The organism is Microcoleus sp. CAWBG58, assembly GCF_020883045.1.
Classification (GTDB): Bacteria; Cyanobacteriota; Cyanobacteriia; order Cyanobacteriales; family Microcoleaceae; genus Microcoleus.
The window spans coordinates 100,302-127,005 of record NZ_JAHRFA010000006.1 but is presented as its reverse complement, the minus strand read 5'-3'; the positions used below and the strand labels follow the sequence as shown (position 1 = coordinate 127,005).

At 45.4% G+C, this 26,704-nt stretch carries 36 protein-coding genes; 23 read left to right on the top strand and 13 right to left on the bottom strand.

What is annotated here, in order from left to right; genetic code table 11:
- Positions 1–224 precede the first annotated feature (224 nt).
- Positions 225–3,011: a phycobilisome rod-core linker polypeptide gene (locus tag QZ918_RS04135; protein WP_293331400.1), complete on the bottom strand. Its 2,787-nt coding sequence runs from the start codon at positions 3,009–3,011 to the stop codon at positions 225–227.
- Positions 3,012–3,607: 596 nt separating this feature from the next.
- Here QZ918_RS04135 and QZ918_RS04130 point away from each other — a divergent pair.
- Entirely contained in the window at positions 3,608–4,852 is a 1,245-nt protein-coding gene (locus QZ918_RS04130; RefSeq protein ID WP_293331397.1) for a class I SAM-dependent methyltransferase, read from the top strand.
- 168 nt (positions 4,853–5,020) lie between these two features.
- Positions 5,021–5,764: a HepT-like ribonuclease domain-containing protein gene (locus tag QZ918_RS04125; RefSeq protein ID WP_293331394.1), complete on the top strand. Its 744-nt coding sequence runs from the start codon at positions 5,021–5,023 to the stop codon at positions 5,762–5,764.
- On the opposite strand, the gene QZ918_RS04120 is transcribed toward QZ918_RS04125, so the two are convergent.
- Both QZ918_RS04120 and QZ918_RS04115 read right to left on the bottom strand, forming a co-directional pair.
- A complete protein-coding gene (locus QZ918_RS04120) occupies positions 5,765–6,208 on the bottom strand; it encodes a type II toxin-antitoxin system VapC family toxin (protein WP_293331392.1) in 444 nt (147 codons plus the stop codon).
- Positions 6,209–6,649: a hypothetical protein gene (locus QZ918_RS04115; RefSeq protein WP_293331390.1), complete on the bottom strand. Its 441-nt coding sequence runs from the start codon at positions 6,647–6,649 to the stop codon at positions 6,209–6,211.
- A gap of 288 nt (positions 6,650–6,937) precedes the next feature.
- Here QZ918_RS04115 and QZ918_RS04110 point away from each other — a divergent pair, with 288 nt between their 5' ends.
- Positions 6,938–7,114: a hypothetical protein gene (locus QZ918_RS04110; RefSeq protein WP_293331387.1), complete on the top strand. Its 177-nt coding sequence runs from the start codon at positions 6,938–6,940 to the stop codon at positions 7,112–7,114.
- 92 nt (positions 7,115–7,206) lie between these two features.
- Complete coding sequence (locus tag QZ918_RS04105; RefSeq protein WP_293331384.1) at positions 7,207–7,449, top strand: hypothetical protein; 243 nt, start codon at positions 7,207–7,209, stop codon at positions 7,447–7,449.
- Positions 7,450–7,741: 292 nt separating this feature from the next.
- Here the strand turns inward: QZ918_RS04105 and QZ918_RS04100 are convergent, their stop codons facing one another.
- From QZ918_RS04100 to QZ918_RS04090, 3 genes are all read right to left on the bottom strand, one after another.
- Positions 7,742–8,026, bottom strand: a complete 285-nt coding sequence (locus QZ918_RS04100; protein WP_293331381.1) for a hypothetical protein — start codon at positions 8,024–8,026, stop codon at positions 7,742–7,744.
- Positions 8,027–8,261: 235 nt separating this feature from the next.
- Complete coding sequence (locus QZ918_RS04095; protein WP_293331378.1) at positions 8,262–9,188, bottom strand: hypothetical protein; 927 nt, start codon at positions 9,186–9,188, stop codon at positions 8,262–8,264.
- A gap of 366 nt (positions 9,189–9,554) precedes the next feature.
- Entirely contained in the window at positions 9,555–9,770 is a 216-nt protein-coding gene (locus tag QZ918_RS04090) for a hypothetical protein (RefSeq protein ID WP_293331375.1), read from the bottom strand.
- A 541-nt stretch (positions 9,771–10,311) separates the two neighbouring features.
- Here QZ918_RS04090 and QZ918_RS04085 point away from each other — a divergent pair.
- From QZ918_RS04085 to QZ918_RS04070, 4 genes are all read left to right on the top strand, one after another.
- Positions 10,312–10,563, top strand: a complete 252-nt coding sequence (locus QZ918_RS04085) for a plasmid partition protein ParG (protein WP_293331372.1) — start codon at positions 10,312–10,314, stop codon at positions 10,561–10,563.
- 12 nt (positions 10,564–10,575) lie between these two features.
- Positions 10,576–10,767: a hypothetical protein gene (locus QZ918_RS04080; RefSeq protein WP_293331369.1), complete on the top strand. Its 192-nt coding sequence runs from the start codon at positions 10,576–10,578 to the stop codon at positions 10,765–10,767.
- Positions 10,757–11,116, top strand: a complete 360-nt coding sequence (locus tag QZ918_RS04075; RefSeq protein WP_293331366.1) for a hypothetical protein — start codon at positions 10,757–10,759, stop codon at positions 11,114–11,116. The genes QZ918_RS04080 and QZ918_RS04075 overlap by 11 nt, the downstream gene beginning before the upstream one ends.
- A gap of 116 nt (positions 11,117–11,232) precedes the next feature.
- A complete protein-coding gene (locus QZ918_RS04070; RefSeq protein WP_293331363.1) occupies positions 11,233–11,826 on the top strand; it encodes a Uma2 family endonuclease in 594 nt (197 codons plus the stop codon).
- A 40-nt stretch (positions 11,827–11,866) separates the two neighbouring features.
- Here QZ918_RS04070 and QZ918_RS04065 read toward each other — a convergent pair whose 3' ends face one another.
- The 5 genes from QZ918_RS04065 to moaA all read right to left on the bottom strand — a co-directional run bounded on the left by QZ918_RS04065 (position 11,867) and on the right by moaA (position 14,662).
- Complete coding sequence (locus tag QZ918_RS04065) at positions 11,867–12,307, bottom strand: DUF7689 domain-containing protein (RefSeq protein WP_293331360.1); 441 nt, start codon at positions 12,305–12,307, stop codon at positions 11,867–11,869.
- A 1-nt stretch (position 12,308) separates the two neighbouring features.
- Positions 12,309–12,884: a hypothetical protein gene (locus tag QZ918_RS04060; RefSeq protein ID WP_293331357.1), complete on the bottom strand. Its 576-nt coding sequence runs from the start codon at positions 12,882–12,884 to the stop codon at positions 12,309–12,311.
- A 56-nt stretch (positions 12,885–12,940) separates the two neighbouring features.
- Positions 12,941–13,237, bottom strand: coding sequence for a helix-turn-helix domain-containing protein (locus QZ918_RS04055; RefSeq protein ID WP_293331354.1), 297 nt, complete (start codon positions 13,235–13,237; stop codon positions 12,941–12,943).
- The gene (locus QZ918_RS04050) at positions 13,234–13,584 is read right to left on the bottom strand and encodes a type II toxin-antitoxin system RelE/ParE family toxin (protein WP_293154928.1); all 351 of its coding nucleotides are present in this window, start codon (positions 13,582–13,584) and stop codon (positions 13,234–13,236) included. Before QZ918_RS04050 ends, QZ918_RS04055 begins: the two co-directional genes overlap by 4 nt.
- A gap of 88 nt (positions 13,585–13,672) precedes the next feature.
- The gene (gene moaA, locus QZ918_RS04045; RefSeq protein WP_293331470.1) at positions 13,673–14,662 is read right to left on the bottom strand and encodes a GTP 3',8-cyclase MoaA; all 990 of its coding nucleotides are present in this window, start codon (positions 14,660–14,662) and stop codon (positions 13,673–13,675) included.
- A gap of 295 nt (positions 14,663–14,957) precedes the next feature.
- On the opposite strand from moaA, the gene QZ918_RS04040 reads away from it, so the two are divergent.
- From QZ918_RS04040 to QZ918_RS03980, 13 genes are all read left to right on the top strand, one after another.
- On the top strand, positions 14,958–15,410 hold the full coding sequence (locus QZ918_RS04040; protein WP_293331351.1) for a nitrate reductase associated protein: 453 nt from the start codon (positions 14,958–14,960) through the stop codon (positions 15,408–15,410).
- Positions 15,411–15,545: 135 nt separating this feature from the next.
- Positions 15,546–16,835 carry a calcium-binding protein gene (locus QZ918_RS04035; protein WP_293331348.1) on the top strand — a complete coding sequence of 430 codons (1,290 nt, stop codon included), beginning with the start codon at positions 15,546–15,548 and terminating at the stop codon, positions 16,833–16,835.
- 514 nt (positions 16,836–17,349) lie between these two features.
- Positions 17,350–17,721 carry an ATP synthase subunit I gene (locus QZ918_RS04030; protein ID WP_293180536.1) on the top strand — a complete coding sequence of 124 codons (372 nt, stop codon included), beginning with the start codon at positions 17,350–17,352 and terminating at the stop codon, positions 17,719–17,721.
- A 27-nt stretch (positions 17,722–17,748) separates the two neighbouring features.
- On the top strand, positions 17,749–18,504 hold the full coding sequence (atpB, locus tag QZ918_RS04025; protein WP_293154916.1) for a F0F1 ATP synthase subunit A: 756 nt from the start codon (positions 17,749–17,751) through the stop codon (positions 18,502–18,504).
- Between the two features lie 126 nt (positions 18,505–18,630).
- Positions 18,631–18,876 carry an ATP synthase F0 subunit C gene (gene atpE / locus QZ918_RS04020; RefSeq protein ID WP_193972048.1) on the top strand — a complete coding sequence of 82 codons (246 nt, stop codon included), beginning with the start codon at positions 18,631–18,633 and terminating at the stop codon, positions 18,874–18,876.
- A gap of 27 nt (positions 18,877–18,903) precedes the next feature.
- Entirely contained in the window at positions 18,904–19,371 is a 468-nt protein-coding gene (locus QZ918_RS04015) for a F0F1 ATP synthase subunit B' (protein WP_293331345.1), read from the top strand.
- 87 nt (positions 19,372–19,458) lie between these two features.
- Complete coding sequence (locus tag QZ918_RS04010; RefSeq protein ID WP_293180389.1) at positions 19,459–19,986, top strand: F0F1 ATP synthase subunit B; 528 nt, start codon at positions 19,459–19,461, stop codon at positions 19,984–19,986.
- Positions 19,987–19,989: 3 nt separating this feature from the next.
- Positions 19,990–20,535 (top strand): ATP synthase F1 subunit delta, encoded by a 546-nt coding sequence (gene atpH / locus QZ918_RS04005; protein WP_293154901.1) that lies wholly within the window; start codon positions 19,990–19,992, stop codon positions 20,533–20,535.
- 324 nt (positions 20,536–20,859) lie between these two features.
- Positions 20,860–22,377 carry a F0F1 ATP synthase subunit alpha gene (gene atpA / locus QZ918_RS04000; RefSeq protein ID WP_293154898.1) on the top strand — a complete coding sequence of 506 codons (1,518 nt, stop codon included), beginning with the start codon at positions 20,860–20,862 and terminating at the stop codon, positions 22,375–22,377.
- Positions 22,378–23,032: 655 nt separating this feature from the next.
- Positions 23,033–23,983, top strand: a complete 951-nt coding sequence (locus QZ918_RS03995) for a F0F1 ATP synthase subunit gamma (RefSeq protein WP_293331342.1) — start codon at positions 23,033–23,035, stop codon at positions 23,981–23,983.
- A 324-nt stretch (positions 23,984–24,307) separates the two neighbouring features.
- A complete protein-coding gene (locus QZ918_RS03990) occupies positions 24,308–24,493 on the top strand; it encodes a hypothetical protein (RefSeq protein ID WP_293331339.1) in 186 nt (61 codons plus the stop codon).
- 73 nt (positions 24,494–24,566) lie between these two features.
- Positions 24,567–24,770 carry a hypothetical protein gene (locus QZ918_RS03985; RefSeq protein WP_293331336.1) on the top strand — a complete coding sequence of 68 codons (204 nt, stop codon included), beginning with the start codon at positions 24,567–24,569 and terminating at the stop codon, positions 24,768–24,770.
- Positions 24,771–24,786: 16 nt separating this feature from the next.
- Entirely contained in the window at positions 24,787–25,158 is a 372-nt protein-coding gene (locus QZ918_RS03980) for a hypothetical protein (protein ID WP_293331333.1), read from the top strand.
- Between the two features lie 33 nt (positions 25,159–25,191).
- Here the strand turns inward: QZ918_RS03980 and QZ918_RS03975 are convergent, their stop codons facing one another.
- Entirely contained in the window at positions 25,192–25,404 is a 213-nt protein-coding gene (locus QZ918_RS03975) for a helix-turn-helix domain-containing protein (RefSeq protein WP_293331330.1), read from the bottom strand.
- Between the two features lie 52 nt (positions 25,405–25,456).
- On the bottom strand, positions 25,457–25,669 hold the full coding sequence (locus tag QZ918_RS03970) for a helix-turn-helix domain-containing protein (protein WP_106149042.1): 213 nt from the start codon (positions 25,667–25,669) through the stop codon (positions 25,457–25,459).
- Between the two features lie 145 nt (positions 25,670–25,814).
- On the opposite strand from QZ918_RS03970, the gene QZ918_RS03965 reads away from it, so the two are divergent.
- Both QZ918_RS03965 and QZ918_RS03960 read left to right on the top strand, forming a co-directional pair.
- Entirely contained in the window at positions 25,815–26,258 is a 444-nt protein-coding gene (locus QZ918_RS03965; protein WP_293331327.1) for a hypothetical protein, read from the top strand.
- Positions 26,259–26,332: 74 nt separating this feature from the next.
- Entirely contained in the window at positions 26,333–26,602 is a 270-nt protein-coding gene (locus tag QZ918_RS03960) for a phosphate signaling complex PhoU family protein (RefSeq protein ID WP_293331324.1), read from the top strand.
- Positions 26,603–26,704 lie beyond the last annotated feature (102 nt).

Below are 26,704 nucleotides of genomic sequence, written 5' to 3'. Positions count from 1 at the left end.
GCCCGATCGCCCTTTAACAAAAATTCAGGGCTGTTTCATTCTTCGTAGGGGCGGTGCCCCCGTGCCCGCCCTCTTCGTCAGGGGTAGGCACGGGGGCACTACCCCTACAAAATCCCGGTTTTTCCGAGAATGAAACAGCCCTCTACCAAAAATCCCCCGCTACAGCGTTACCATAGCGAGGGATTTTTGTCAACCTACAAAATCAACTTTCTTGTAGTTTGTGATTAACTTCTGTCAGTAGCAGCCGCAGGCTCAAAACTCGGAACCACAATCTCACCATTCTGCTTAGTCAACTGGTTGTACAGTCTTTCAGTATTCGGGAAATTCGCAGCAGGTAGAGTCGGGAAGCGACGATAAGGAACAACATCCTCACCAAAAGCCTCAGCATATTCAACGCTATTCAACATCGCATTGATAAAGCCCTTAATCCCTTTACTTGCCAAGATTTGGTTATAAGTCCGAATCTCCGCTTGATTCAGAGGAGCACGGCCCAAGAAGTGCTTCGTACCCAACTCAATCACCTTAGTATTTGGATAAGGTGCGTAGAATTGTTTGACGTACAGCGGCGAGCAACCCAAACCTTCAATGAACTCCTTGAGATTGATTTCATTGTTGCCAAGTTTGCTTTCCAGCGCCGTGAATTCATTCTTCACAACGTAGGGATTCAAATCGCGTTCAAAAACTTGACGGTAAGCAGCTTGAATTAAAGTTTTCAAAGCAACCTTGTCCGAAGTAGTCGTCAGCTTGAACACCTTAGTTTGTTCGCGACGCTTGCTCACACCTTGAGCAATCCGATTTTGCAACTCAGTATCGCCCCGATCGAGCGCAGTGCCCAATTCAACAAACCGAGGAGTTTCAGGAGTCGGATCGGCGTTGACCTTTTTCTCGCCAAAGGAACCCGATCGCATCGTCCGCATCGACAAACCAGCCGGAGTCACATAGCGCTCGTAGGGGACTGTATCTTCCCCGAAAGCTTCGTTGTACTCCATGCTGTCCATGATGCTATCGACCAGCGCGTAGAAACCCTTCTTAGCGCAAATGTCAAAGTAAGCATTCATTTCCTGACGGCCGTAGGTAGGGCGGCCCAGGAGTCGGCGGTGAATATACTCGATCGCCTTACAAACGTAAAGCTTGCTCCAGTACATATTGCGGAACACATCGGATTTCGCCAACATCCGAATAAACTCGCGCATCGGAATGTCGCCGTTTTCCAGCTTAATTTCCGCCACCTTTTGGCGCTGGCCGTCGAACACATCGCGACCGAACACTTGCAGATAAGCAGCCCGAATCACCGCTTGGGTGGAACTTTCGGTATATTTGACACTGGAAGCATTGCTGTAGCTGCTGGAGGCGCCGCGGGCAGTTTTCTTGGAAGCTACATAGTTGCTGGGTAACTGGTCTAGTTTAAAGACCTTGGGGCCCAGAGAACCAGGAGCCGCACCGCGAGCCGCTGGGTTACTCAATTGATTGTCAATCCCCGCACCTTGACGGATCAAGATCCGGCGAGTGTCTTTGCCAAAGGGAGCTGGACGGTTCCTAGGGTTGCGAGTTTCTTTGGGGAAAATCGCCCCGAACTGAATTTCCAGCGGATCGTTACCAATACCGTAAACGTGCTGATCTGGTAGAGGCTGAGTGTAGCCTGCGAACAAGGTGATGAACTGAGGAACCTTGCGGAAAGGAGCGCTGAAATTGAACAAATCAATTTGCGGGCCCCAGTTGCGACATTCCTGAGCTTCCTGGCCCAAACCGCGCAGGTAAGGCACAGTTTCTTCGCCGAAGTAGTCGGAATATTCCTGAGAATAAACCATCGCGTCTACGAGGGCTGCCAGGCCGCCTTTCGTGACGATCGCAAAATACTTGCTGAATTCCTCGCGCGAGCTCAAACCGCGGCCGAGGAAGTGACGGGCGGCGAGTTCTACAGCGCGGCTGTTAACAAACGGTTCGTAGAATTGCTGGCGGTACAGAGGAGATTTACCCAAACGGCGGATAAACTCTTTCATCGAGATTTCGCCGTTTTTGACCTTGGATTCCAGGTCAGAAATGCTTTGGCTGTAGGCGCGGGTAATGTCGCGCTCAAAAACTTGGCGGTAAGCTGCTTTGATTACTTCAATCTTTTCAGCCGACGACAGACCGGTCTTCATGACGAATTTCGCCCGATTTTCCGCTGCGTTGAAGTAGATTTGAGGCAGTTGCAGCCCTTGCTGGTCATTGGTTTCGCGCTGACGCACCTTCGGTGAAGGTGTGGGAGCTTTGAATTCGGTAATTGCTACATCAAAATACTGTGCGACGATCGTGCGTGCTGCCTCATCATTCTTGAAATAGTTCAAGGATGCAGCCTTCATTTCCTGCATTGCCACAATTGTCGCCGCCGACGAGCAAGCATTTTCGATAATTTCCCGCAATCCGCGGACATTCACCGAAATAATGTTCGGGTCGCCAGCAACGATCGCGTAGGTAATGTAGCGCAAAAACCAGCTCAAGTCGCGCAGAGATTTGGTCATGTTGCTCGGGCCGTAGCGCGAGACATTAATCGGCTGGAATCCTGCTGGGATTGGGCCACCGCCGCCGCCGTTAGTAGAAAACAGATTTCCCAAGCCCAAGAATCCGCCGCTACCTGAGCCTTTGCTGCCGCCGCCGCCGCCTGCGCGACCTTCAACATAAGTAACAGTTCCCAGTTTCATGCCTTCAGAGACATTTACCGAACCGCCGCCGCGAGTAGCGCCAGCCATAGCCATCACAGGTTCTGCTGGTCTTTCCAAAAATGCCAGCGGGGAACCGCCGACAAAAATCCGGTTGGCTGCGCGGGATACTATGAGTTCCGAGTTTCTGGTCAGCGTCTCAGAAATCGCGATCCGAAGACCACCGGAACTGAAATAACTTGCCAGTTCGCTGAGTTCGCCCCGCTGTAGGAAGCGGTCTTGCTGTTCAGCTTGCGAAATCGTTGCGACTGGTACAGTTTGATATAGTTGCGGACGCGCAACTGAGCTTCCACCACTTGCTTTTACAGTCATTAGACTCCTTCGCTCCCTATCTAAATCGTTGCAGCATTTACCCAGACTAACCTTGCCTTCTGATGCAGGTAAAATTAGGTATTTTTGCTTTGTTTACTTTTTGCCTTCACCTGTCACGAGGTTGGGGCGCTTACTTTCTTAGATTAAAATGTTTTGGTTTCATCTTTCGTCCTGCCGGGAAATGTCCGACCCGAAGACACCGACGGGGCACTCCCTGCGCGCTTGCTTCGCCCGTACATTCCTGGAAAAAATACTTGGCAGGATAGCTGACTCCTGCGACGATCGCAGCAAGTGCCCTCAATTCAGGAAAAAGAAAATCCAAAATTTCCTTCTGCCTTTTTCTCTTGCCTTTTACTTTCTGCCGAAAGACGCCGCTGCCTTACCCGAAAGCTCAGCATTGGGTGATTGACAGTCCTCGTTTGTTAAAAAGCCTGCCGAGATTTATTGTATAGATTTAAGAGAGCTTATATGAGAAAAAATGATAAGTTTTATTACGCTAGCGCTGTCAGTGGTCAGTTGTCACTTGTCAGCGGTCAGTTGTCAGTCCAATCCCCATCCCTGAGCCCAACTCAAGACTCAAAAGAATTCCCTAACCTATGGAAACTTCACCCGATATCAGTGCCGCCGTTCGCCGACTTTACGATACTTTCCCTTTTCCGCCCGATCCTTTGTCGGACGAACCGCCACCCGGGTACAACTGGCGCTGGAGTTGGCCGGATGCTTACAATTTTTGCACCGGCCAAAAGCCGCCAAAACTCGATATTCGCATTTTGGATGCTGGCTGTGGCACGGGTTCGAGTACCGATTATCTGATTCACCTCAATCCTGAAGCATCGGTAACGGCGATCGACCTTAGTTCCGGTGCTTTGAAGGTAGCACAAGAACGCTGTCGGCGATCCTCTTCGAGGGCTTCGCTAACGGGCGCGCGCGAAGCCGATTTTCGTCACCTCAGCTTGTACGATGCTGCCGAGTTAGACGGCGAGTTCGATTTGATCAACTGCGTCGGCGTGTTGCACCATTTGCCCGATCCGATTCGCGGCATTCAAGCACTGGCTGCGAAGTTGGCTCCGGGCGGTTTGATGCACATTTTTGTTTATGCTGAATTGGGCCGCTGGGAAATTCAATTGATGCAAAGGGCGATCGGACTTTTGCAAGGAACTCAAAAAGGCGACTATCCCGATGGTGTCAAAGTCGGTCGTGAAATCTTTGCTTCTTTACCAGAAAACAACCGCCTTGTCAAGTACGAAAAACAGCGTTGGGCCGGAGAAAATCAGCGAGACGAATGTTTTGCGGATATGTACGTTCACCCGCAGGAAGTTGACTACAATATCGACACATTGTTCGAGTTAATTGATGCTTCGGGATTGGAATTTATCGGTTTCTCTAATCCGGGATATTGGCAATTAGAAAGACTTTTGGGGAAAGCACCGGAGTTGATGGAAAAAGCTCAGGGTTTGACGGAACGGGAGCTTTATCGATTAATTGAATTGTTGGATACGGAAATCACTCATTACGAGTTTTTCTTGGGCAAAAAGCCTGTTAATAAGATTGATTGGTCGGACGATAAAGCACTTTTGGCGGCAATTCCAGAGTTGAGTGTTTGTATGCACGGTTGGCCGAGTCAACAAGTGTTTGATTGCAACTACCAATTGGTGAATTTGTCAAGTGCTGAGTTTGAGTTTCTGCAAGGTTGTGCACCCCCCCCAGGGGCGGGCACGGCGGCACCGCCCCTACAAGGTGATGGGAAGACTGTGGGAGAGATTTTGGTGGATGTTGAGGTGGGATTGGACGAAGTGCGATCGATCTTATCAAAACAACTCATATTGCTGACACCAAGATAATTCGGCGGTTGAAACCGCTTCTACACAAACAAAGTCGGCCTCCGCCGACTGAAGAGTGGTAGGGTGCGTCAGTTAGGATTATTTTTGCTAAAATCGAGAATATACGAACTGACGCACCTTGCAAGTTTCAGTTACTGACTCCCGGTAAAATCCAAAATCCAAAATCGAATGACTTTTCAATTTCCAACCGCAGTCAAAGAACGTCTTCAGGCATCGCCATCACAGATAGCCGACTTTTGCCAGCGCTGGAATATTATTGAATTAGCATTATTCGGTTCAATCCTGCGAGAGGATTTTCGTCCCGACAGTGATATAGACATTCTAGCAAGCTTTGCCCTCAATACTTCTTGGAATCTTTTCGACTTTCTCCAAATGCAAGAACAGTTAGAAGATATGTTGGGGCGCGACATAGATTTAACTCAAAAACAACAGATAAATAACCCTTTTAGTAGAGCTGAAATCCTGGCAACTTGTCACATCATCTACTCTAAAAATCGCACTATTTCCAGTTTATACTTTTCAATTAAACCAGCCAATCTAACTATGCAAGCAGACAATAGAAATCAGGCTGCCCTCTGGGATATGATAGAAGCAATTAAGCAAATAATGGAGTTTACTGCTAGCTTGTCCTGTGCAGAATACCAAGTAAATAGGATGGTGCAGCGGGCTGTTGAAAGAGAGTTTGAAATTCTCGGCGAGGCTGCTAGGAGAATTTCGGATGAATTCCGTCAAGCTAATGGTGATATTGATTGGCGCAATATTATTAACTTGCGGAATCTGATTGCTCATCGGTACGATCGCGTGGAGCCAGACACTATCTGGAATATCATTGTCACAGTGCTGCCCGGTTTGCTAAGCCAGTTAGAATTACTGCTGTCACCGCTGCCGCCAGATGTGGAACCAGTTAATTAATCAAGGCTTTACAGTTGGAGGATTAACAGCCGTAATTTGTGAATAACGAGCGAAATCAGCAATATTAAAAGTTAGGATATGAGTTAAACCATGAACTAGCATAGCAGCAACTAGCCGCGCATCATGAACGTTAACACCTATAACCTTATACGTTATCACCAGTCGCTCCCATTCTTGATAAATTGCTTCGGTATCCAACAACAGAGGAAAAAGCTGTTTTAAGCGATTAATTTCTGCCTCTGCTTCTATGGCAGTACGCCCTAATCCATTTCTCTCGATCGGGCGCGTGCAAACGTTCCAAAACTCGATCAATTTTTGGGGTACGATATAAAGTTGTTCCCCGCGATCGCGCAGAGTAATCACGGCATTGACAGCATCAGGATTCATTGGGTGTGCTGTATCGATGCTACGCAGCAGTATGTTTGTATGTATGAGAAACGGCATTTAACCTCGGTCTCCATAAATGCTCTCTCTGCTAATAGCTTCATCCGAAAGAGTGGGGAGATTTAGGGTACGATGACTGTCAACCCATTCTTGAAATGCGATCGACCATTCTGTTGGGGTAGCTGTTTCATAAAATGGACGTTGTTGAGGTTCAATTAGCTGTTTGAGCATCGCATCTAGTAATGGTTTAATCTGATCCGCCGTGCGGCTGGTGATTTTTGCCAAAACTTGAGTAATCGTCTGTATCTCTTGTTGGTGAGATTGCTGAAGATTGTGCAGCATAGTTATCCTTGAGTGCAAGTTTTTGGGTTGATGATAGCGGGGTCGATCGCACTTTTTAAATTGATTGTCATATGATAACTCTAGCGCAAAGCCTAGGAAGTAGGCGATTGCTCGTTCGCAGGCTCCAGCCCATTGGTGACAACTTAAGACTGAAACCATTGATAAATCTCGCATTTAGCTAAGTCTAGATCCCCCTAAATCCCCCTTAAGAAGGGGGACTTTGAGAAGACTCTTGTCCCCCCCTTCTTAAGGGGGGCTAGGGGGGATCTGAGCTTAATACTCAAACAGCAGTCTGTGATTGGGTTTGACGTTAAGTTGTCACGAATGGGCTCCAGCCTGGGAACCAGTTAATCCTGGATGCACGTACTAGGATTTTCTGTCATTGCGAACGTAGTGAAGCAATCTCAAAGCTGACGCACCTTTCCCAAATCCCAAATCCCAAATGGATTGACACAGGCCCCCGTCTGCGGCTACGCTTTGAAATTAGAGGTTGCTTTGCTTGTAGAGGAAGTAGCCCGCGTCGCCCAAAAATCTAGTTGCACTGCCCAAAGCTGTTGCGAGCAGCAATGGACAGCTAACCGCCAAACTGGTATCAGCAGTCTGGAGGCTAACGGAGTATCTTAACACTCTCTGTAGCCGCCCTGCTATGTCTTGAAATGCGGGGCGGCTGGGTTTTTGGGTTTTTCTAGAAAACCCAAAACCAGGAGAACATAATTATGTCACAGGAATTCTTGCCTGACGATAACGAATCCGATTGTCCAAATGACGACTCAGCAGCATCCGAACAGGATGTGGTGTGTGTAACAGTCACAGGTTCGCCCCAGGCTGTCAGGGAAACTATACTCACCTTGTACCGACTGGGATTTGCCGAAGTGGGCGATTGGAGTCAGCTACAACGTGCAGCTAATCCGAAGCAAGTAATGAGTGTGCTGATTCGCCGTCGGAAGCGCAAAGCGTAGGTGTTTGCTCGTTCCCAGGCTAGAGTCTGGGAACACATTCCATGAGCATCTGCCTCCTGTTTTTGTTTTTATCCGTTAGCGAGGCAGAGCCTCTGGATCTCGGTTCCCAGGCTAGAGCCTGGGAACCAGTTAATAAGACAAATATCAGGCACGTTATTTTACTAAATCAGGATAATGGTATATCCTGAGATAGAGCGTCAAAATACTGTAAAAACAAGCTAGGCGGGGAAACATACATTTCCCAGCCTAAGCATTGTAACCCTTGCAGCTACATAATAAAAATAATCATCAATCACCATTTTTTATTTTTTAAATAGGCTATGAAACGCTCTATATATGCTGAAATTACAACAACAAAAAAACAGAAAAATATGATAGCAGAGAATATACCGATTAGACCGAATATCATAAAAAATATAAACTCTATAACAGGTGATAAAGCAGCTCTATAAGATATTAAAAGAAATATTCCCAAACCAAGAAACATGAAACAATAAAATAACGCCATTAATCTATTAATAACAGCAGTTACTACTAAACCTACTATAAATGTAATTAAAAACAATAATACTGACATATATTTTTTTCAGCTCAGCATGGTTTTTTAGACATATAAATTTTAACCTATGCCAACAGTTTATGTAAAGAGTCCACCATAAAACCCGCTAGAGTCATACTCTGGCGGGTTTTCTGTGTTACACCGTACTCTCACCGCTGCGACCGTAGCAGTCGTACAAAACACGGTTAGGGTGCAATTTAGGCAGCGGTGGCAGTGCTTAAGGTACAATCACCCTATTTCTCAACCAATGTTTTTACTGAACTTCAGTTTCCTGCCAGCCTTTAATACCTCCGACAACAATAGCACCTATCGGATTATCAATGAGTTTTTCAAAACCAGCTAAACCCCCTTGTTTGACAGCGTTGATAGCTCGCCGCTTCCAAATTGGATCGCTCTCTATGCGGTCGATAGCTATTCCTGCTACATCCATCTTTTGTTTTGTTGTAGAGGTAGGATAAGTCTGAGACAATTCTTCCAACAATTGTTGAATCTCTGCGGCTGCCTCGGCTAAATTTTGTTTCTGCGCCTCGTTGATAGTTCCTGCTAATTTTTCAGTGTGGATGTCTGCGTTATTGAATCCAACACCTATGGAAGAATGACTTTGATTGTTGTTTATTGGATTGTTCATGTTAGCTCCCAAATTATCTCCATAATTATCACCGTACAAGTTAATAATTGACTTAAGATTTTCATCGTCACCCCAATCAATTAATAACTTGTTTAAATAAAGTTCAATATGACAAACAAATGGCTTAAGTATACGAAAATAAAATTGCTCTGATTTATCTATATCATCATAAATAGTACAGTCTACCTTATTACTAAAGCCTGCTTTAGCAGCTAAACTCCCATAACTCATGTATTTACCAGAAAATTTTTCTACACCATATTGAAGGAATTGATGAATGATTGTTATCTCATCATTAGGGTATTCAATATATAGATGTGTTAAATTACCTGAATACGATAAATTAATAGAATTGATTTGTATTTTAGATTCTATACGTTTATTTTCGAGAAACAAACTAATAACAGAGTTATGATTGATGAAGTTTACGAATGTTTTAATATTTACTATATTTTCATCAAATCTCGTTGGCATAAGACGGTCAGCATACATTTTAAATTCAGACAATACTTTTCTGAGTTCGTTTTTACTGATTCTATTATCTATTTCCATTACATATCACTCAACATTTTAGTTGCTTACAAAATTAAAGAACAGTTATCATAACACATAAAGTATTCACATAAAACACCTCCTTAAATCTGCTTAAACCAGCAAGACTCCAACAGTGCCAGACCCTAACCGCTTCAACCGCACTCCGACCGCACTCACCGCGCTGTCACCGCTCTCTGTGTAACAAGGGTGCAAGCATCACCAGTTTTTTTTTTAAGCTGTGGGTTATCAGGTGAGTGTGTGACGCAAAAAAGCTAGACCGCCACCGCTCCGACAGATCCAACCGCTATACCTTTATCTAAATACTGATTAAAAATAGGGCAAGCAACATAACTTACCCCAGTAAAGTGAAAAATAAAATTTCGTTTAATTGAAAAACGCTTTCTTGAGTCCGTATACTGCTAAACCGACAACAGCACCAGCAGCAACAACGGGTGCTGCACCAATTGCAACAGCCGTTCCGCCAACTGCTAAACCCATCCCACCTACTGCACCAGCTACGGTTGCTCCAGCCGCAGCACCACCAGCTACATACCCTACTACCTCTGTTTTATCTTCAGAGTCATCTTTATGATTAGACATTTATCATTTCTCCAAAAGAAAGGGATTACAAGTAAGTCCTATTACATATTTAACCTTTTTTCAATTCAGTGTCTACCGAGAAAATACTTAAACATCAACTCTTTAAATAAAGACCTGTGACAGTGCCAGCCTCTCCTACCGCTAGACCGTCCGACCGACCGCACTAGACCGACAGTGCCACCGCTAAACCATCCGACCGTGCCAGCTAGTCGATCGCCCCGTGTCGATCGGACTGCCGCCAATTTTGGAGTCTGATTTGTGGAAAACCCTACTAAATTCGGCAGACATCAAAGCCTGTCTTGCTTTTGCAGCGGATCGTGAAAAAAAATTATTGGTGGCATCCCTGTGAAACGACTGTTGGACGAAAACCTCTCAGACCTAACTTCCATAAGCGTTTAAGCGGGGTTGCAGTTTCTTGGCTATGTCTGTTATCATAGCGCTATAGTGCTAATAACGTTAAATAGTCATTTACACTAAGTCGTCATAGAACAAAGTCTGCATTAGTGTCACTCTAGAAGCAGTGCCACTATTAATACAGGTTATGAAAGATAGCGACAAGGAGAAGCCAGTAAAGCTTTGTTTTTACTGTGATGACGATTTGCGATCGCGCTTCAGATGGGTTTGTGCTTACAACAATGCTTCTATGAACCAGGTTTTATTGGAACTCGTAGAAAACTGGCTTGTGGAAAACACGCCAAAAATCAGTAATCCCAGCTCATCTAAAAGCGAAACCCCACCAAAATCAAATCCCAAGCGGGGCAAAGTAGCAAAGACTGAGGATTTATCAACTTAAGGAGTTCATACGATGGAAGAAAACATCCATTCAGCCACCAGCCCTCAAAAATGTCGCGATATGGAGCGACGATACGGTTGGCAACTTAAGACAATCAGGAAGACTCCAGACAGTATTCTTAAAGTAGATTGCGTCTTCTACGGTCAGCAGACATCATTTGCACCTCCCGAAAATTCACAAGGAGAAACCGACAATGACAAATGAAACCTGGATTGTTTACAAATCTGAGTCTATGGACGCGACTGGATGGGAAAACCGTCAGTTGATGCCGGGAAGTTCTTTGACAGATATCCTACATGAAGAGTGGGACAGTTCTGGGGTTTTGCCCGAAGTGGGCGATCGCATCCGCGAGTATGCTCAAATGGAACCAGAAACCAGCAGTGGCATTACTCATGGACGTGATGGCGACTGGGTTGTCACCGGTATCAACCAATTCTCATCCTTTGATACCAACCAGCGAATTGTTGTATGTTATTGCGCTTATCAGCCTGTGACACCCGATTGGGAAAAATTAGGCAGATGTGCGCCAGTAGCGGCTACAGCAGCAGGATAATCAAATAATTGCAACAGTGCTGCCCAGCTTGTTAATTCAACTAGAATCACTGCGGCAGCCACTTCCCTCGGATGTGTAAAAATTTTAATCACAATAGCAATCCTGGAAGGTAAAAGATGATACAAGCCCACAAACAAAAACTCACCTTTGAAGAATACCTCACCTACGAGGACGACACCGACAACCGCTACGAATTAATTGACGGAGAGTTAATAACATTGCCGCCCGAATCCGAACCCAACAATTTCATTGCTAACTATCTACTATTCACTCTGGCTAGTAGCGGGTTCATCCCACTGAGGCTGATCAGAACACATATGTGCGAAATCCAAGTTCCGATCCTGCGGGAGGGCGACGCAGCTAACCGCTACCCAGATTTAGTGGTTTTGCGCCCCGAACACATCTTGCTGACAGCCTCCAGGCTAACTATCACCCTTGATATGCCGCCTCCTCAGTTGGTGGTTGAGGTTGTTAGTCCAGGGAGAATTGGGCGCGATCGCGATTACATTAGTAAACGAGCCCAATATGCGGCGCGGGGCATCCCTGAATATTGGATTGTTGACCCTCAAGAGGAGATAGTAGCGGTACTGCGACTAGAATCAGGTGAGTATGTCGAAGTTGGGGTTTTTCAAGGGGAACAAGCGCTGATATCGCCGGCTTTTCCTCAGTTGAACTTGACGGCTGGACAAGTTTTGGGAGGAGAGTTTTAGCCACCAATTTGAGATATTGTGCGGCTATAATTGCCTTTCCCTAATTTATCGCACGTTTAAGAATTTGACCGACAACTCCGTACCTGTCGCCTGTCAATCCATCTAATTCGTGTTCAACATCTTCTAACCATCCAAGTTTACTTGTCCAATTACCATTAGGTAACTGTCTGGCTGCATGAGTTGGGATACCGCTAGAATCAACATATATTGCTATTTTATGATATCCAGCTTCTAATATATCACCATTGCAAAGCTCATATCCCAGCGTTTGATAAGCCTGAATATATGCGTCTAAAGTTTCCTCTTGCGGCACGCCTTCTGGCCAATAGAATTGCTCTCCAGGCATCGGTTGCCACCATCGATCTTCTTCACCAGCAGCCCACGCAAAGCAGTTATATTCCTGTGACTTTTGGCTAGTCACTCGATAATCAGTGCGAGACAAGTTCGGCCATTTAATTTCAAGTTCTGGTCTTCTATACATTCTATTCAATCGCGTAGCCTCGATCTTTACCCCACTCTATCCAAGCTGAGGCCATCTGTTTTACCCTTCCCCTTTGTTCTGGTTTGATGGGATTTTCACCTGTAATTGCATTCAATGCAGCTAACCAGTAAAGGGGATTTTTTTTCAGTTCCGATAGCAATAGCGGTACGACTTGAGAACCCATATTAATAATTTCCTGATATGCAGGATGCTGAGACATTTGAGCTGTCGAAGACATTCCGGCAACTTCACTCTGCCATTCCGTAGCAAGAGTATAAAATTTGTCAATTACCTCGATGGAGATTTCAGCATTTGCTGCGGGATTTTCTCGTTGCGCGATCGAGCTTTCAATATTCATCAAGATTAATTCTTCGATCGATACATTCATCTCAGCAGCAACTTTTTGTAGCTTCAGCATCAGCAGGTCTGAAATGGCGATCGAGATGGTGTTCATCTGACTTACAAAATTGAATGATGTCTTAAGTGTACCAAATAAATTATCGATTTCGGTTAGTTCACCCACCGATTTGAGACATGGTGCGGCTGTAATTTCCTTGAGTTGAACTTGACGGCTCAACAAGTCTTGAGAGGAGAGTTTCAGTTGTAGAATGCGCCAAATTGCATAATTTTCACCTAAGCTACCTTGGGGATAATTTCGACTTTGACAGTCATGCCTACTTTATTGAGCATTGCAATCAGACTGTCAACGGAAAACAGCCCTATTTTACCTTCAGTTAGAGCTTTGATTCGATCGTGGGACTGTTGGAGATGTTGAGCCGTTTGATCGAGAGTCCAACCGCGCTCTTTAATCTGATGGATCAGGGCAAGCATTAGTTGCGATCGGATTCGTAAGTTATTAGCTTCTTCAGATGAGAATCCGAGGTCTAGAAAGATATTATCGGCTGCTTGGGTAATAGTATTTTCGCTCATTGTTCCGGTTCTCTTGAGTTTAAACGATTTTGTAACAAATCTTGGTAGCGTTTCTGCCCAACTTCGATATTTTTCTTGGCTGTTTTCTGAGTTTTCTTTTGGAAGGCATGGAGCACATAAATAGCTTCTTCAAATCTAGCAATATAGAAAACCCGATAGGCATTTTCTGTCCGAATCCGAATTTCTTCAACGCCTTTACCTACGATCGACATCGGTTTAAAGTCTGGTGGTTGTATGCCCTGCTGGAGAGTCCAAAGTGAAAAACCGGCTTCTTTTCGGGCCTCTTCAGGAAGAGATTGGATTTCTTCGCGGGCAGGGCCAACCCACCGAATCGGCTTGATGGTCATCGAGTTTGTTGAGAATCGAATACTGCAACAATTATACTCAAGTATTGCCTTAAGTATTTTATTTCTTCAGCGCTCTATGTCGGTTAGTTCAGCCGCCGATTTGAGACATGGTGCGGCTGTAGTTTCCTTGAGTAGTTCCCGAATCTCGCTGCTTGAAATTAATCTCCGGTTTAATCTCCAATATCTGCCGCACTCGATCGCGCAATTCAACCGTAGACACCCCATTCCGCAAAGCAGTTTTCAAGTCAATTTGCCCCGTTTCGTTCAGCAGACAAGGCCGCAGCCACCCGTCAGCAGACAAACGCATCCGATTGCACCGATCGCAAAAACACTCAGACATCTGACTGATAAACCCTAAAGTACCCTTCGCCCCCGGAATTTGAAACACATCCGCCGGCCCGTTTCCGCGAATTCCAGACTCGGCTAACCCGTATTTTTCGTTAATTTGTTGCCGCAAATCCGCCGAAGCAACCCAACCTTTATCGCCAAATAAGTCGCCATTCCCGATCGGCATAAACTCAATAAAACGCACGTGCCAATTCCGGTTAACAGTCAATTCTGCCAAATCCAATATTTCGCCGTCGTTAACACCGGGAATCACCACCACATTCAATTTCAGCGGATCGAATCCAACTTGATAAGCCGCTTGAATACCCTGCCAAACCTGCATCCAGCGCGATCGCCCGCGACTACCAATTATCTTATCAAAAGTCTCCGGTTCCAGGGAATCCAAACTAATATTAATCCGGCGCAAACCAGCACTGTAGAGATTTTCGGCCATTCCCGCCAGCAAAAAGCCATTAGTAGTCATTGACAAATCTCGTGTTTCCGGCAAAGATGCGATCGCCCCAACCAACTCAACAACCCCAGGGCGCAACAGCGGTTCCCCACCAGTCAACCGAAACTTAGTAAATCCCACAGGTATGAAAACCTCCCGCAGCAAAGTTAGCAATTCCGAGTGAGTCAACAACTGCTGCTGCAAAACATAGTCCAAGTCGCTACCTTCCGGCATACAGTAGAGACAGCGGAAATTGCAGCGGTCTATCAAACTAATCCGAAGGTAGTCTACGGGATTCATGTCAATACTTTGTAATATCACTTAATTATAGATGGTGACTCGATTTTCTGCCATGATTGAAAGAGAACAAAAGACCTGCATCTCAATTTGGGAAGGGCGAAGCATTTCGGCAGACGATTTATTAGCTATCGCCAGAGATAGACCGCCGAAATGCTTCGCCCCTACGAAGATATTTGCAAAAATGAGATGCACCTAAGCAAAAAACCTGCATAGATTTCTCTCTCTTCTCTTACTCTGCGCTCTCTGCGCCCTCTGCGGTAAATAAAAAAAATCTAATTTGCAAATCCATATATCTATGACATTCTTTAAATTTGAAGCCGATTTTGTAGAAGCCCTCCGCTGCATCCCAATGCAAGTACGCCTCAAATTAGATACTTGCGGCATTAAACTCAAGTTGCAAGATTGGAATCATTTTACTCAAGCAGAACGCCAAACACTTGTAGAGCTTCCTTGTTTGACAAGTCCAGAAATTCAAGATTACCGAGAACAGCTAAACCAAATATTAATCCAACATACTGGAAAATGTGGAACCGATTTGGCGATCGACCAAAATCCCCCCTGGATGGATGCTGAAACAATACCAGAATCCGTCACGGCAAAAGCGCAAGAGCTGGGATTGACTGTTACCGAGCCTCAGTGGAGCGTTTTGCAGCCGATCGAGCGATTTGCTTTAATCAAACTTAGTCGATCGAGCCACGAGAATAAAAACTTTCTCCCGGCACTTCAAGAGTTTGGCATTATTCAATAATTGTATGTTAGAAAGTTTGCAGCCAGCGCGAGCGATCGCTCAATGTAGGTTATTGGTTAGGAGCGATTTCTTTACCATATCCCGTCATTTTCAGCGGCCACATAACTCTTAAGTACGATTTACTTTCAAGACACCATGTCTAACAATCCTCAGTTTTTTGGCCCACTGCCCTACTCAGCTTTCAACAATCCATCAGCGGGAACTGCCATCAGCCCGTTTAGCCCAGTAAGATTCACTTACTTTCATTTAGAAGACTTTGAAGACGGCGCTTTAAATACACCGGGCGTTACTGTTCCTGAGTTGGCCACAACAAATATTACAACTGCGTTCAGCGACTCGGTGGACGGCGATGACGGTGTTATTGATGGTCAAGCCAGAGGAAACAGCAGGAGCTTATTCTCCAATTTCCAGACTAGCAGCTTTACCTTCAAATTTTCTGCTAATGCACTTGGGGGTCAATTACCAACCCATGCTGGAATCGTTTGGACGGATATTGGCAGGAATGGTGGCGGCACACCCCTGTCTGGCGACTTGGTAAATAACACGTTATTTGAGGCGTTTGGGCCATCGGGAGAATCTCTGGGGGTTATCGGCCCCTTTTCGCTGGGCGATCAGAGTATTTCGCGTACTACCTCAGAAGATAGATTCTTTGGAGTTGTGAATCAAAACGGGATATCATCGATTCGATTGTCGATGCCCGGTAAAAATAACTGGGAAGTCGATCATCTTCAATATGGTTTCGCACCTGCAACCATTTCTCCTGTCCCCTTTGGGCCCGATGGCTCCTTTTTCAACCTTTCTGCCAATGCCGATAACTTTACGATCGATCCAGCTCGAGTCGGCAATCTCTTGGTTCAAGGTTTAGATGGCAACGACTTTATCCAAGGCTCGCCATCTGCCGATCGGGTAAATGGCAATGCCGGCGACGATACTATACTAGGAGCCAACGGCAACGATACGCTCTGGGGCGGCCGCGGTAACGATCGCATTGATGGCAACTCTGGCAATGACATTATCTCTGGAAACCTCGGAAATGATACGCTCTTTGGCGGTTCGGGCGATGACATCATCAGGGGCGGACAAAACAACGATGTACTCGTTGGAGGAGAAGGTAACGACCAACTGGTAGGTGACTTAGGTAGAGACACTCTGACTGGTGAAGCTGGAAACGATTTGTTTGTACTGCGCGTGAATGCAGCAGCATCCAATGTATCTGAAGCTGATGTTATTGTGGATTTCGCGGCGGGTCAAGATGCGATCGCCCTTACCAACGGACTTGCATTTACAGGAATTGCCTTAGATGCTTCGGGTAGCAATACAGCGATTCGGATTCTTGCTACCGGACAAATTTTAGGGCTGGTTGCCGGAATTCAACCTGCTGCTTTAAGCGCGGCCAACTTTACCACCTTGAATGGGGACTTTTAACTTTTATCATTAGCGCGATCGTCCGACAGGGGTTTAAACTGCTGTCTCGTACCGAAAGTTGTCAGTCGCCGAATAATTAAAAATGATTGCTGATTTCAGTCGGTTTTTAACCGACTTGTGCTATGAGACAGGGAATTAATTCCCTGTCGGCCTTCGGAACAATCGCACAATCCAAGAACCCGAGAGGGATTTCAACCCCTCGACTGTGTCCGGCAGAACTCCCATGTGAGGCTGGGTCTCGAATCTACCTTTCTCAGAAATCAATCAAAAAATTCATTTTTTTTTAAGTTATGTTACCTGCGCGTGGTATTATTCGATCTGAAGTGTACGAGCTGTAGCTTTTGTCACACTTGTCGCTACAAGACGGTTTCAACCGAATTAATTGTAGTGGGAGTCAACTAACACCGACTGCTTTAAAAGTCAAGTAACCTTGTCAGATCAATCTCGCGCATCCATCGCTGAAACGGGGGACATCTCTCAGACAGGTTCGTCCGAACCGGAGTCCACCGACACTATGCAAGATTTCTACAAACTTCAACAACAGTTGTTTGTGGTCACTCTCGCTTTCACGGGAATAATTTTTATCTCGGTGTGGATTTTTTATTCACTCAACATTGCCCTAAATTATATGCTTGGGGCGATCGCCGGTGTGGTTTACTTGAGAATGTTGGCTAAAGACGTTGAACGCATCGGCCCGCAAAAAACGAGTCTGAGCAAAAATAGGTTAGCTGTATTTATTGGGTTGATTGTAGTATCAACTCAGTTGAAAGAGCTACAGATTTTGCCCATATTTTTGGGATTTCTGACGTATAAGGGCGCGATCGTCTTTTATATGCTGCAAAGCCTGTTTGTTACCGACCCTGCCAATGGGTCAGGCAGTCGGTGAACCCTCCACTGTGTGAACTTCTTGTGAATGGAAATGCTAAATGTCTTAAATGCCTTTAATGCTTTTCCCCTCGCTGAGTTGGAAGTAGGAAAGCATTTCTACTGGCACATAGGCAGTCTCAAAGTTCACGGACAGGTATTTATTACCTCCTGGATTGTGATTGCTCTCCTCCTGATAGCTTCCCTCGCGGCAACTCGCAACGTGCAGAGAATTCCGAGCGGAATGCAAAATTTCATGGAGTACGCCTTAGAATTCGTTCGAGACTTGGCTAGAAATCAACTCGGCGAGAAAGAGTACCGTCCTTGGCTGCCATTTATTGGCACATTGTTCCTGTTTATTTTTGTATCGAATTGGTCGGGCGCTTTAGTTCCTTGGAAGCTAATTAAGTTGCCAGCGGGCGAACTAGCTGCTCCGACTAATGACATCAACACGACGGTAGCACTAGCATTGCTGACTTCTTTGGCATATTTTTATGCAGGTTTCAGTAAGCGGGGTTTGGGTTACTTTAGTAAGTACATCGAACCGACCCCAATTTTGTTACCGATCGCGATTTTAGAAGATTTCACCAAACCTCTTTCCCTGAGCTTCCGTTTATTTGGTAACATCTTAGCGGATGAATTAGTGGTAGCTGTGTTGGTGTTATTAGTTCCCCTGTTCGTACCTCTGCCCGTAATGATGTTGGGTCTGTTTACCAGTGCGATTCAAGCTTTGGTATTTGCCACCTTGGCAGGAGCTTACATTCACGAAGCATTGGAAGGACACGGCGACGAACATCACGATTAACTCTCTAAAATTGGGTAAAGGCTAATAGCGAACAGTCAAAAGTCAGCGGTCTAATGACTAATGACTAATGACTAATTACCCAACATCTCTCTTGAACTCTGTACACAAAGATTAAGGAAATTTATCATGAATCCGACAATTGCTGCTGCTTCTGTTATCGCCGCCGGTCTAGCTATTGGTTTAGGCGCGATTGGACCTGGTATCGGTCAAGGTAATGCCGCAGGTCAAGCAGTAGAAGGTATTGCGCGTCAGCCGGAAGCAGAAGGCAAAATTCGCGGCACTCTCCTGCTGAGCTTAGCATTCATGGAATCCTTGACCATCTACGGTCTGGTTATTGCATTGGTGCTACTGTTTGCTAATCCCTTCGCTTAATATTGAAGGATTGCAAAAAAGGGGCGGATGTCTTTCCGCCCCAAAAACAAGGAGGAACTAAAAGTGTTTGATTTTGATGCAACTTTGCCATTTATGGCATTGCAGTTCCTAGTTTTGACGGTACTCCTCAATGCGGTTTTCTATAAGCCCTTGACTAAGGTTCTGGACGATCGGGACGAATACATTCGTACCACTCAAGTGTCAGCTCAGGAACGCTTGGCAAAAGCCCAGAAATTAGCGCAGGAATACGACCAAAAACTGGGAGAAACTCGCAAGCAGTCTCAAGCAGTAATTGCTACGGCTCAAGCGGATGCCAAAAAAATCGCGTCGGCAAAAGTAGCTGAGGCTCAAAAAGAAGCTCAAGTTTCGCGAGAAAAGGCAGGCCAAGAAATTGAGCAGCAAAAACAAGAGGCAATGCGCTCGCTAGAACTAGAGGTAGATACTCTGAGCCGACAAATTCTTGAAAAGCTATTGGGCACAGCACTGGCCAAATAGCTCGATCGAACAGTTTGAGATTTTGGGTGAATTCTCAAATCTTAAATCGGTTCATCCAACCTGCACGCGCAATTATGGAAGAGAATCATGGGGACTGTTTTATTGCTAGCCACAGAAGCTAGCACAGAAGGTGGTTTCGGTTTAAATTTCGATATTTTAGAAACCAACCTGATTAACCTGAGCATTGTTATTGGATTGCTGTTTTACTTCGGGCGCGGCTTTTTAGGAAATATCCTAGGCGAAAGACGCTCCGCCATTGAAGAGGCGATTAAAGATGCAGAAACTCGCCAAAAAGATGCAGCGGCAGCCTTAGCAGAACAACAGCAAAAATTGACTCAGGCTCAAGCAGAAGCGGAACGAATTCGCTCCGCTGCTGAAGCAAATGCGATCGTAGCAAAAGAAGCAATTCTAGCTCAAGCGGCGCAGGAAGTTGAACGCATGAAAGCAACAGCAGGTCAAGAGTTGGAAGCGGAGCGGGAAAGAGCGATCGCCCAACTGAGATCGACGGTTGTATCTTTGGCATTAGCAAAAGTGGAAGGTGAGTTGAAAACTCGCTTGGACGACAACGCCCAAAACCACTTAATCGATCGCAGCATTGCGTTACTGGGAGGCTAAAAAGTGAGTATCGTTAGCACAGCAGTCTTACAGCCTTACTCATCTGCCTTGATGTCACTGGCTCAGTCCAGCAATCTCTCAGAAAAGTTCGGCGAAGACATTCGTTCTTTGCTTAGCCTGCTAGAAGGTTCGGAAGAATTACGTCAATTTTTAGCCAATCCGCTGATCAAAGCGGATGCAAAAAAAGCTGTGATTGGGCAAATAGCGGGTGAAGAAATGAACCCCTTGATGCACAACTTTCTGAAGCTTTTAGTAGACAAAGGAAGAATTCTTTTTTTAGAAGGCATTGGCCAACAATACTTGGCAAAGCTCCGAGAACTCAACCAAACAGTATTGGCTGAAGTTACATCGGCAGTCCCACTTTCAGACGCTCAACAGCAAACTGTTCGCGAGAAAGTCCAGGCAATGACCAGCGCTCGCAGTGTAGAAATTGAAACAAAAATAGACGCAGATTTAATCGGCGGTGTGGTAATTAAAGTAGGCTCTCAAGTAATTGATGCTAGCCTGCGGGGACAATTGCGCCGTCTCGGAATTCGCTTGAGTTCTTAAACGAAGGAAGAAGGAAGAAGGAAGAAGGAAGAAGGAAGGAAGAAGCAAGAGGGAAGAATGAAACAAAAGGCAGAAATTCATTAATTTCTGTTTTTGAGTTGTTAGTCCCAAATACTTACTACCAAATCTCAATTCTTTCTTGCCAAAAAGCTCCACCCGCCCAAAAATGGGTAGAATAACTCGACTTAAAGTCGTGGAAAGATAAAAATTTTAGAGTAGGTTCAAACTCCCAGATTTACGGATCTGCGAGTAAATCTAAAATCTAAAATCTAAAATCTAAAATCGACTGACTGAACAACTGACAACTGACAAATAATAACTGACATGGCAGCAATCAGACCTGACGAAATTAGCAGCATTATTCGCCAGCAAATTGAACAGTACGACCAAGATGTAAAAGTCTCTAACGTCGGTACTGTTTTGCAAGTAGGCGACGGCATTGCCCGGATTTATGGCTTGGATAAGGCTATGTCCGGCGAATTGCTAGAATTTGCTGACGGCACTGTGGGTATCGCACTGAACCTCGAACAAGATAACGTCGGTGCAGTGTTGATGGGCCAAGGCTTAGGCATTCAAGAAGGTTCCGCAGTTACTGCTACTGGGAGAATTGCAGAAGTCCCCGTTGGTGAAGCAATGTTGGGCCGCGTAGTTGATGCTTTAGCCCGTCCGATCGACGGCAAAGGCGATATTAAAACTACTGAGTCTCGTTTGATTGAATCTCCGGCACCTGGTATCGTTTCTCGCCGTTCTGTTTACGAACCGATGCAAACAGGGATTACCGCTATTGATGCGATGATTCCTGTGGGAAGAGGACAGCGGGAACTGATTATTGGAGACCGTCAAACAGGTAAAACTGCGATCGCGATCGACACAATCATCAACCAAAAATCGGAAGATGTAATTTGCGTTTATGTGGCGATCGGTCAAAAAGCTTCTACCGTAGCTAACATCGTCAACGTCCTGCAAGAAAAGGGCGCGATGGACTACACAATCGTCGTAGCAGCCAACGCTAGCGACCCCGCAACCCTACAATATTTGGCACCTTACACAGGCGCCAGCTTAGCCGAGTATTTTATGTACAAAGGCAAGCACACCTTGGTCATTTACGATGACCTTTCCAAGCAAGCACAGGCCTACCGCCAAATGTCCTTGTTGCTGCGCCGTCCTCCCGGTCGCGAAGCATATCCCGGAGACGTTTTCTACCTGCACTCTCGCTTGCTAGAACGCGCTGCTAAATTGAGCGACGACTTGGGCGAAGGCAGCATGACAGCTTTGCCAATCATTGAAACCCAAGCTGGCGACGTTTCTGCCTACATTCCTACCAACGTAATTTCGATTACCGACGGTCAAATCTTCCTTTCTTCTGACTTGTTCAACTCTGGTTTGCGTCCGGCTGTAAACCCCGGTATTTCGGTATCGCGGGTAGGTTCGGCGGCTCAAACTAAGGCAATGAAAAAAGTAGCTGGTAAGGTGAAATTGGAATTGGCGCAGTTTGAAGAATTGGCAGCATTTTCTCAGTTCGCTTCTGACTTGGACAAAGCTACTCAAAATCAATTGGCCCGCGGTCAACGCTTGCGCGAACTGTTGAAACAAGCGCAAAGTTCTCCTCTGCCAATGAACGAACAAGTTGCTGTAATCTATGCCGGTATTAACGGCTACATGGATGACATCGATGTGGACAAAGTAAGCAAGTTTACTGTTGGTTTGCGCGACTATTTGCGGACTAGCAAGCCGAAGTACGGCGAAATCGTTCAAGGCGGTAAAGCTTTGACTGATGAAGCTGAGAAACTTCTGAAAGAAGGCATCACAGAGTACAAGCAAACTTTCTTGGTTTCTGCGTAATTAGTCATTAGTCATCAGTGATTAGTGATTAGTTGAGTTTCGATCCCCCCTAGCCCCCCTTAAAAAGGGGGGGGACAAGAGTATTCAAATTCTCCCGACTATCAGGGAGAGACTGGAAGCATTCAAAGTTCCCTTTATTAAGGAAGATTTAGGGGAATCGAGACTTAGTTAAGTCACGGATCCCCCCTAGCCCCCCTTAAGAAGGGGGGGACAAGAGTATTTAAAGTCCCCCCTAATAAGGCTACGGTGTATACACAAGTTATTTGAGTTGCTGCGTGGTCTTTTTACCCCACCCCAGCCCTCCTCTTATAAAGGGGAGGGAGCAAAAGCCCCCCCTTTATAAGGGGGGGTTGGGGGGGTAAACCAACCTAAAACGAAGTCCAATCGACTTGTGTGTACACGGTAGCCTAATAAGGGGGGACAAGAGTATTCAAAGTCTTTCTTATTAATGGAGAGACTGCAAGGATTCAAAGTCCCCCTTCTTAAGGGGGATTTAGGGGGATCGAGACTTTGAAAAAAACGAGAGAGACATATGGTTTCAGTCTTAAAATTGATACCAATAGAAAATGCCGTGTCTCTACCACAGCTAAATTTAAAAACTGATGGCTGGGAACTAAGAACTCAGAAATAAAAGCTAAGGAAAAAGGAGAAAGTTATGGCAAATCTCAAAACTATTCGCGATCGCATTAAGTCGGTCAAGAACACTAAAAAGATTACAGAAGCAATGCGCTTGGTGGCTGCTGCGAAGGTGCGCCGCGCTCAAGAACAGGTGACTGCTACTCGTCCTTTTGCCGATCGCTTGGCAGAAGTATTGTACGGTTTGGCAGAACGCTTGAAGTTTGAAAGCCAGGATTTGCCGCTGCTGAAAAAACGCGAAGTCAGAACGGTGGGACTTTTGGTCGTTTCGGGCGATCGGGGTTTGTGCGGTGGCTACAACGGCAACATCATTAGATACGCCGAAAATCGCGCCAAGGAAATCAAAGCTGAAGGCTTAAACTACAAATTCGTGTTGGTAGGACGCAAAGCTACTCAGTATTTCCAACGTCGCGAACAGCCAATTGATGCTACTTACACTAACTTGGAACAAATTCCAACAGCACCCGAAGCAGCGCTAATTGCTGACGAATTGCTGTCTTTGTTCCTGTCGGGAACTGTGGACAGAGTTGAGCTAATTTACACCAAGTTTGTGTCACTAATTAGTTCGCGTCCAGTAATTCAAACCTTGTTACCCCTCGACCCCCAAGGTTTGGAAACTCCCGATGATGAAATCTTCCGCTTGACAACAAAAGGCGGACAGTTTCAAGTATCGCGGGAGAAAGTTTCTAAACCGACAAAGAGCTTGCCGCGGGACATGATTTTCGAGCAAGATCCGGCGCAAATTTTGGATGCTCTTTTGCCGTTGTATTTGAACAACCAATTGCTGCGGGCTTTGCAAGAGTCTGCGGCTAGCGAGTTGGCGGCGCGGATGACGGCGATGAACAATGCTAGTGAGAATGCTAGCGATTTGATCGGCAGTTTGACGCTGACTTATAACAAGGCGCGGCAAGCGGCAATTACTCAGGAAATCCTGGAAGTTTGCGGCGGTGCTGAAGCTTTAAACGGTTAAGTTAGAGTTGACAATTTGCTTATTTTCTGCTATGCGTCTGGGAGAACTCAGGCGCTTTTTTTATTTATAAAGTTGTTACAATTGACACCAATGTACTAAAAACCGAAACTCAAGATTTTTTGCAGAAACCGCGTTTGTGAGCGTAAATCATACCTAGATTGATGATGTTTAGCGTTTTTAGCGGAAATTGGCATTATTTGCAACTTTGCATTAGTATGCACTATGGCATATAGTTAAACCAATGCACCTGTATGCAAAAAGCTGGTTTTTAGGCAAACTACATAAAAATGTCAAAATGTATATGTTGTAAAGCCTTGAGCCTGTATGGATGACAACAAGACTGTGGCTATTAGAGTAGAAATGCCCCCGGAATTGCGGAACCGATTTAAGTCGGCTGTTGCTAGAGAGGGTAAAAATATGAGAGATGTTTTGCTTGAATTTATGGAGGGATATGTCAAGCAGGCCGAACAACCAAAAATAGAAGCAAGTCAAAACCAAAACAACACGTAGCTGTTGGTGCAGCGGTGGAGGTAACGCATACAGGGGAAGACATTTAGTTTTTAAACTGTAAGGGAAGTGTCAAGTGAGGAGCGATCGCGTACCGAATCCAAAGCCAGAAAACGTACACTATGTTACAGATCCCGAACTCTGTGAAAAGATGGGCGAAAAATACAACTGGCGGTTAAAAGAAATCCGAGTGACTCGTAACAGCCCCCCGGATGTGGCTTGCGTGTTTGACGGGGAACAAATCTCATTTCAGGATATGTGGCAAGATTACCAAGATTAAAGTAAAAGGAGGAAAAATGGCAAAAAAAATCTGGATTGTCTACAAAACTGAAAGCATGAGTGCTCCGGGCTGGGAAGAACGTCAACTGATGCCGAGGGGAGGTTTAACTAATATACTTTGGGAGAATTGGACTTGGGAAGAAAACCCAGAAATTCCCCAAGTAGGGGACAAAACGCGCGATTATGAAAATCTATCCGATCCAGGTAATGGAGTTACTCACGGAAAAGATGGAGATTGGGTTGTTACTCGCGTTCAACAGTTTTCTGCTTTGGAGACGGAGGAGCGAATTGTGGTGTGTTACTGTTCTTACCAACCTGTTACATCTAATTGGGAAGCCCTACAACAAAGCGAGTCTGTAAATGAAATGCTGGCAACTGTCGATCGATAATGACTCGATAATTAGTTCGTAAAAGCCGATCGACTATTCCTGCACAATCTCATATAACTCTTCGATCGGCCAATCAAAAGTCCTCGCCAACTTGTGCAATGCTGCCACGTCAACTGTTGCTAATCCGGGCGATCGGGCATAAGTTCTGAGCGTACTGTAAACTACTCCCGATCGCTCCGAAACCTCTTTGATCGTCCAGCCTTTCTCAGCAGCAAATTCTTTAACCCGCAATCTAATTAAACCCATTTCCAGACTACTAGATTTAGTTTATGATAATTTTCTCGTAAAAAGCGATCGCTCACTCCTGCACAATTTCCACCAAGTCTTCAATCATTACATCAAAGGTGCGAGCCAATTTATGTATAGAAATGAAATCAATAGTTGACACTCCCGGACAGCGGGCGTAGTGTCTGACTGTACTGTAAATTACCCCCGATCGCTCTGAAACTTCTTTCAGCGTCCAGCCTTTCTCAGCAGCGAATTCTCTGACTTTTAATCTAACTAAACCCATGCTTGACAAATGATGGTGTACCATCATAGGATGGTTTTATCGTAAAAAGCGATCGCCCCAAGGTCTGGAAAACTAAAAGACGATCGCCGATTCAAATTCAATGCCTTTACAAAGTTTTGTAGTCTTTACAAAGGATTTGCTTATTATGTTAGCAAGCTTTCGACCAAAATCAACCCCCAGACACAGATTGAGCCGGTTTGTCACCAAAGAGGCGATCGCGCGGCTGCTGAAAATCGCTGTAGAACAAATATATCGCTTCGAGTGCTGGGCGCATATTCTGTACGTGCACGCTCAAGGCATGAGTCGGTTTGTCAGTTATGCCGACTTTGGGCCAGTGGTGGGAGTGGAATCGCCGTCGGGTTTAGATTTCGGTTATTGGAAGCGCCGGATGGCGAGTCAGAAGCAGAGATACGCGCCGGATTTTTGGGTGGATTTCTATGCGGAGAAATTTCGGGAAGCTGTTTCTGTTGCTGAATTGTTGGAGTGGGGGGAATTGGTGGGGGCGATTAAGTTGATGTTAAGTGCGATCGCCCTGGAGTCGCTGCGAAAGGTTTACGCGCAAGAGAAACATCTGCTAGAACATTTCTAAAAAGGGCGATCGGCTAAAAATAGCAGCCAAGAGTCGTAAAATATCGATCGAAACAAGGTAAAGGAAGAAGAACAATGACAACCGAACGCTGGAACGATCAAATGATGGATGATTTGGCTTCTACTGTTGGGGATTTGTCTGCCACCGTAGAGCAAACGACTAGGAATGTAGATATGCTTGTAGGTGCTGTCAATGCTCTTTTAGAAAGAGACAGTCAGCGAGCTGAAGAAATACGGCGGCGGGATGAGGATTTTCAACAGTACAAAATAGAAAACGACCAAAGATTTAATGTTCTGCTCGAAGAAGTTAGATTTTTAATCAGAAAACTGGGAGAGAATCAATGAAAGATACTTTGTAGAATTCGCACTCCGCGCCTTACCTGTAGCAATATCTGTTCAAATCATCCCGACAATTCCCTGCATCACAGATAATAGTATTAGCTAACT

What these genes read in the sequence shown, in the direction of transcription:
- QZ918_RS03965 (WP_293331327.1), top strand. Translation starts at nt 25,815, where the DNA reads ATGTTAGCAAGCTTTCGACCAAAATCAACCCCCAGACACAGATTGAGC.
- QZ918_RS04080 (WP_293331369.1), top strand. Translation starts at nt 10,576, where the DNA reads ATGGAAGAAAACATCCATTCAGCCACCAGCCCTCAAAAATGTCGCGAT.
- QZ918_RS03960 (WP_293331324.1), top strand. Translation starts at nt 26,333, where the DNA reads ATGACAACCGAACGCTGGAACGATCAAATGATGGATGATTTGGCTTCT.
- QZ918_RS04090 (WP_293331375.1), bottom strand. Translation starts at nt 9,770, where the DNA reads ATGTCTAATCATAAAGATGACTCTGAAGATAAAACAGAGGTAGTAGGG.
- QZ918_RS04055 (WP_293331354.1), bottom strand. Translation starts at nt 13,237, where the DNA reads ATGAGCGAAAATACTATTACCCAAGCAGCCGATAATATCTTTCTAGAC.
- atpB (WP_293154916.1), top strand. Translation starts at nt 17,749, where the DNA reads ATGGAAATGCTAAATGTCTTAAATGCCTTTAATGCTTTTCCCCTCGCT.
- QZ918_RS04085 (WP_293331372.1), top strand. Translation starts at nt 10,312, where the DNA reads ATGAAAGATAGCGACAAGGAGAAGCCAGTAAAGCTTTGTTTTTACTGT.
- QZ918_RS03970 (WP_106149042.1), bottom strand. Translation starts at nt 25,669, where the DNA reads ATGGGTTTAGTTAGATTAAAAGTCAGAGAATTCGCTGCTGAGAAAGGC.
- QZ918_RS03980 (WP_293331333.1), top strand. Translation starts at nt 24,787, where the DNA reads ATGGCAAAAAAAATCTGGATTGTCTACAAAACTGAAAGCATGAGTGCT.
- QZ918_RS04050 (WP_293154928.1), bottom strand. Translation starts at nt 13,584, where the DNA reads ATGACCATCAAGCCGATTCGGTGGGTTGGCCCTGCCCGCGAAGAAATC.
- QZ918_RS04010 (WP_293180389.1), top strand. Translation starts at nt 19,459, where the DNA reads ATGGGGACTGTTTTATTGCTAGCCACAGAAGCTAGCACAGAAGGTGGT.
- QZ918_RS04030 (WP_293180536.1), top strand. Translation starts at nt 17,350, where the DNA reads ATGCAAGATTTCTACAAACTTCAACAACAGTTGTTTGTGGTCACTCTC.
- QZ918_RS04130 (WP_293331397.1), top strand. Translation starts at nt 3,608, where the DNA reads ATGGAAACTTCACCCGATATCAGTGCCGCCGTTCGCCGACTTTACGAT.
- QZ918_RS04075 (WP_293331366.1), top strand. Translation starts at nt 10,757, where the DNA reads ATGACAAATGAAACCTGGATTGTTTACAAATCTGAGTCTATGGACGCG.
- QZ918_RS04135 (WP_293331400.1), bottom strand. Translation starts at nt 3,011, where the DNA reads ATGACTGTAAAAGCAAGTGGTGGAAGCTCAGTTGCGCGTCCGCAACTA.
- QZ918_RS04125 (WP_293331394.1), top strand. Translation starts at nt 5,021, where the DNA reads ATGACTTTTCAATTTCCAACCGCAGTCAAAGAACGTCTTCAGGCATCG.
- QZ918_RS04035 (WP_293331348.1), top strand. Translation starts at nt 15,546, where the DNA reads ATGTCTAACAATCCTCAGTTTTTTGGCCCACTGCCCTACTCAGCTTTC.
- QZ918_RS03995 (WP_293331342.1), top strand. Translation starts at nt 23,033, where the DNA reads ATGGCAAATCTCAAAACTATTCGCGATCGCATTAAGTCGGTCAAGAAC.
- QZ918_RS04015 (WP_293331345.1), top strand. Translation starts at nt 18,904, where the DNA reads ATGTCTTTCCGCCCCAAAAACAAGGAGGAACTAAAAGTGTTTGATTTT.
- moaA (WP_293331470.1), bottom strand. Translation starts at nt 14,662, where the DNA reads ATGAATCCCGTAGACTACCTTCGGATTAGTTTGATAGACCGCTGCAAT.
- QZ918_RS04070 (WP_293331363.1), top strand. Translation starts at nt 11,233, where the DNA reads ATGATACAAGCCCACAAACAAAAACTCACCTTTGAAGAATACCTCACC.
- QZ918_RS04120 (WP_293331392.1), bottom strand. Translation starts at nt 6,208, where the DNA reads ATGCCGTTTCTCATACATACAAACATACTGCTGCGTAGCATCGATACA.
- QZ918_RS03975 (WP_293331330.1), bottom strand. Translation starts at nt 25,404, where the DNA reads ATGGGTTTAATTAGATTGCGGGTTAAAGAATTTGCTGCTGAGAAAGGC.
- QZ918_RS03990 (WP_293331339.1), top strand. Translation starts at nt 24,308, where the DNA reads ATGGATGACAACAAGACTGTGGCTATTAGAGTAGAAATGCCCCCGGAA.
- QZ918_RS04095 (WP_293331378.1), bottom strand. Translation starts at nt 9,188, where the DNA reads ATGGAAATAGATAATAGAATCAGTAAAAACGAACTCAGAAAAGTATTG.
- QZ918_RS04065 (WP_293331360.1), bottom strand. Translation starts at nt 12,307, where the DNA reads ATGTATAGAAGACCAGAACTTGAAATTAAATGGCCGAACTTGTCTCGC.
- atpA (WP_293154898.1), top strand. Translation starts at nt 20,860, where the DNA reads ATGGCAGCAATCAGACCTGACGAAATTAGCAGCATTATTCGCCAGCAA.
- atpE (WP_193972048.1), top strand. Translation starts at nt 18,631, where the DNA reads ATGAATCCGACAATTGCTGCTGCTTCTGTTATCGCCGCCGGTCTAGCT.
- QZ918_RS04040 (WP_293331351.1), top strand. Translation starts at nt 14,958, where the DNA reads ATGACATTCTTTAAATTTGAAGCCGATTTTGTAGAAGCCCTCCGCTGC.
- QZ918_RS04105 (WP_293331384.1), top strand. Translation starts at nt 7,207, where the DNA reads ATGTCACAGGAATTCTTGCCTGACGATAACGAATCCGATTGTCCAAAT.
- QZ918_RS04115 (WP_293331390.1), bottom strand. Translation starts at nt 6,649, where the DNA reads ATGGTTTCAGTCTTAAGTTGTCACCAATGGGCTGGAGCCTGCGAACGA.
- QZ918_RS04100 (WP_293331381.1), bottom strand. Translation starts at nt 8,026, where the DNA reads ATGTCAGTATTATTGTTTTTAATTACATTTATAGTAGGTTTAGTAGTA.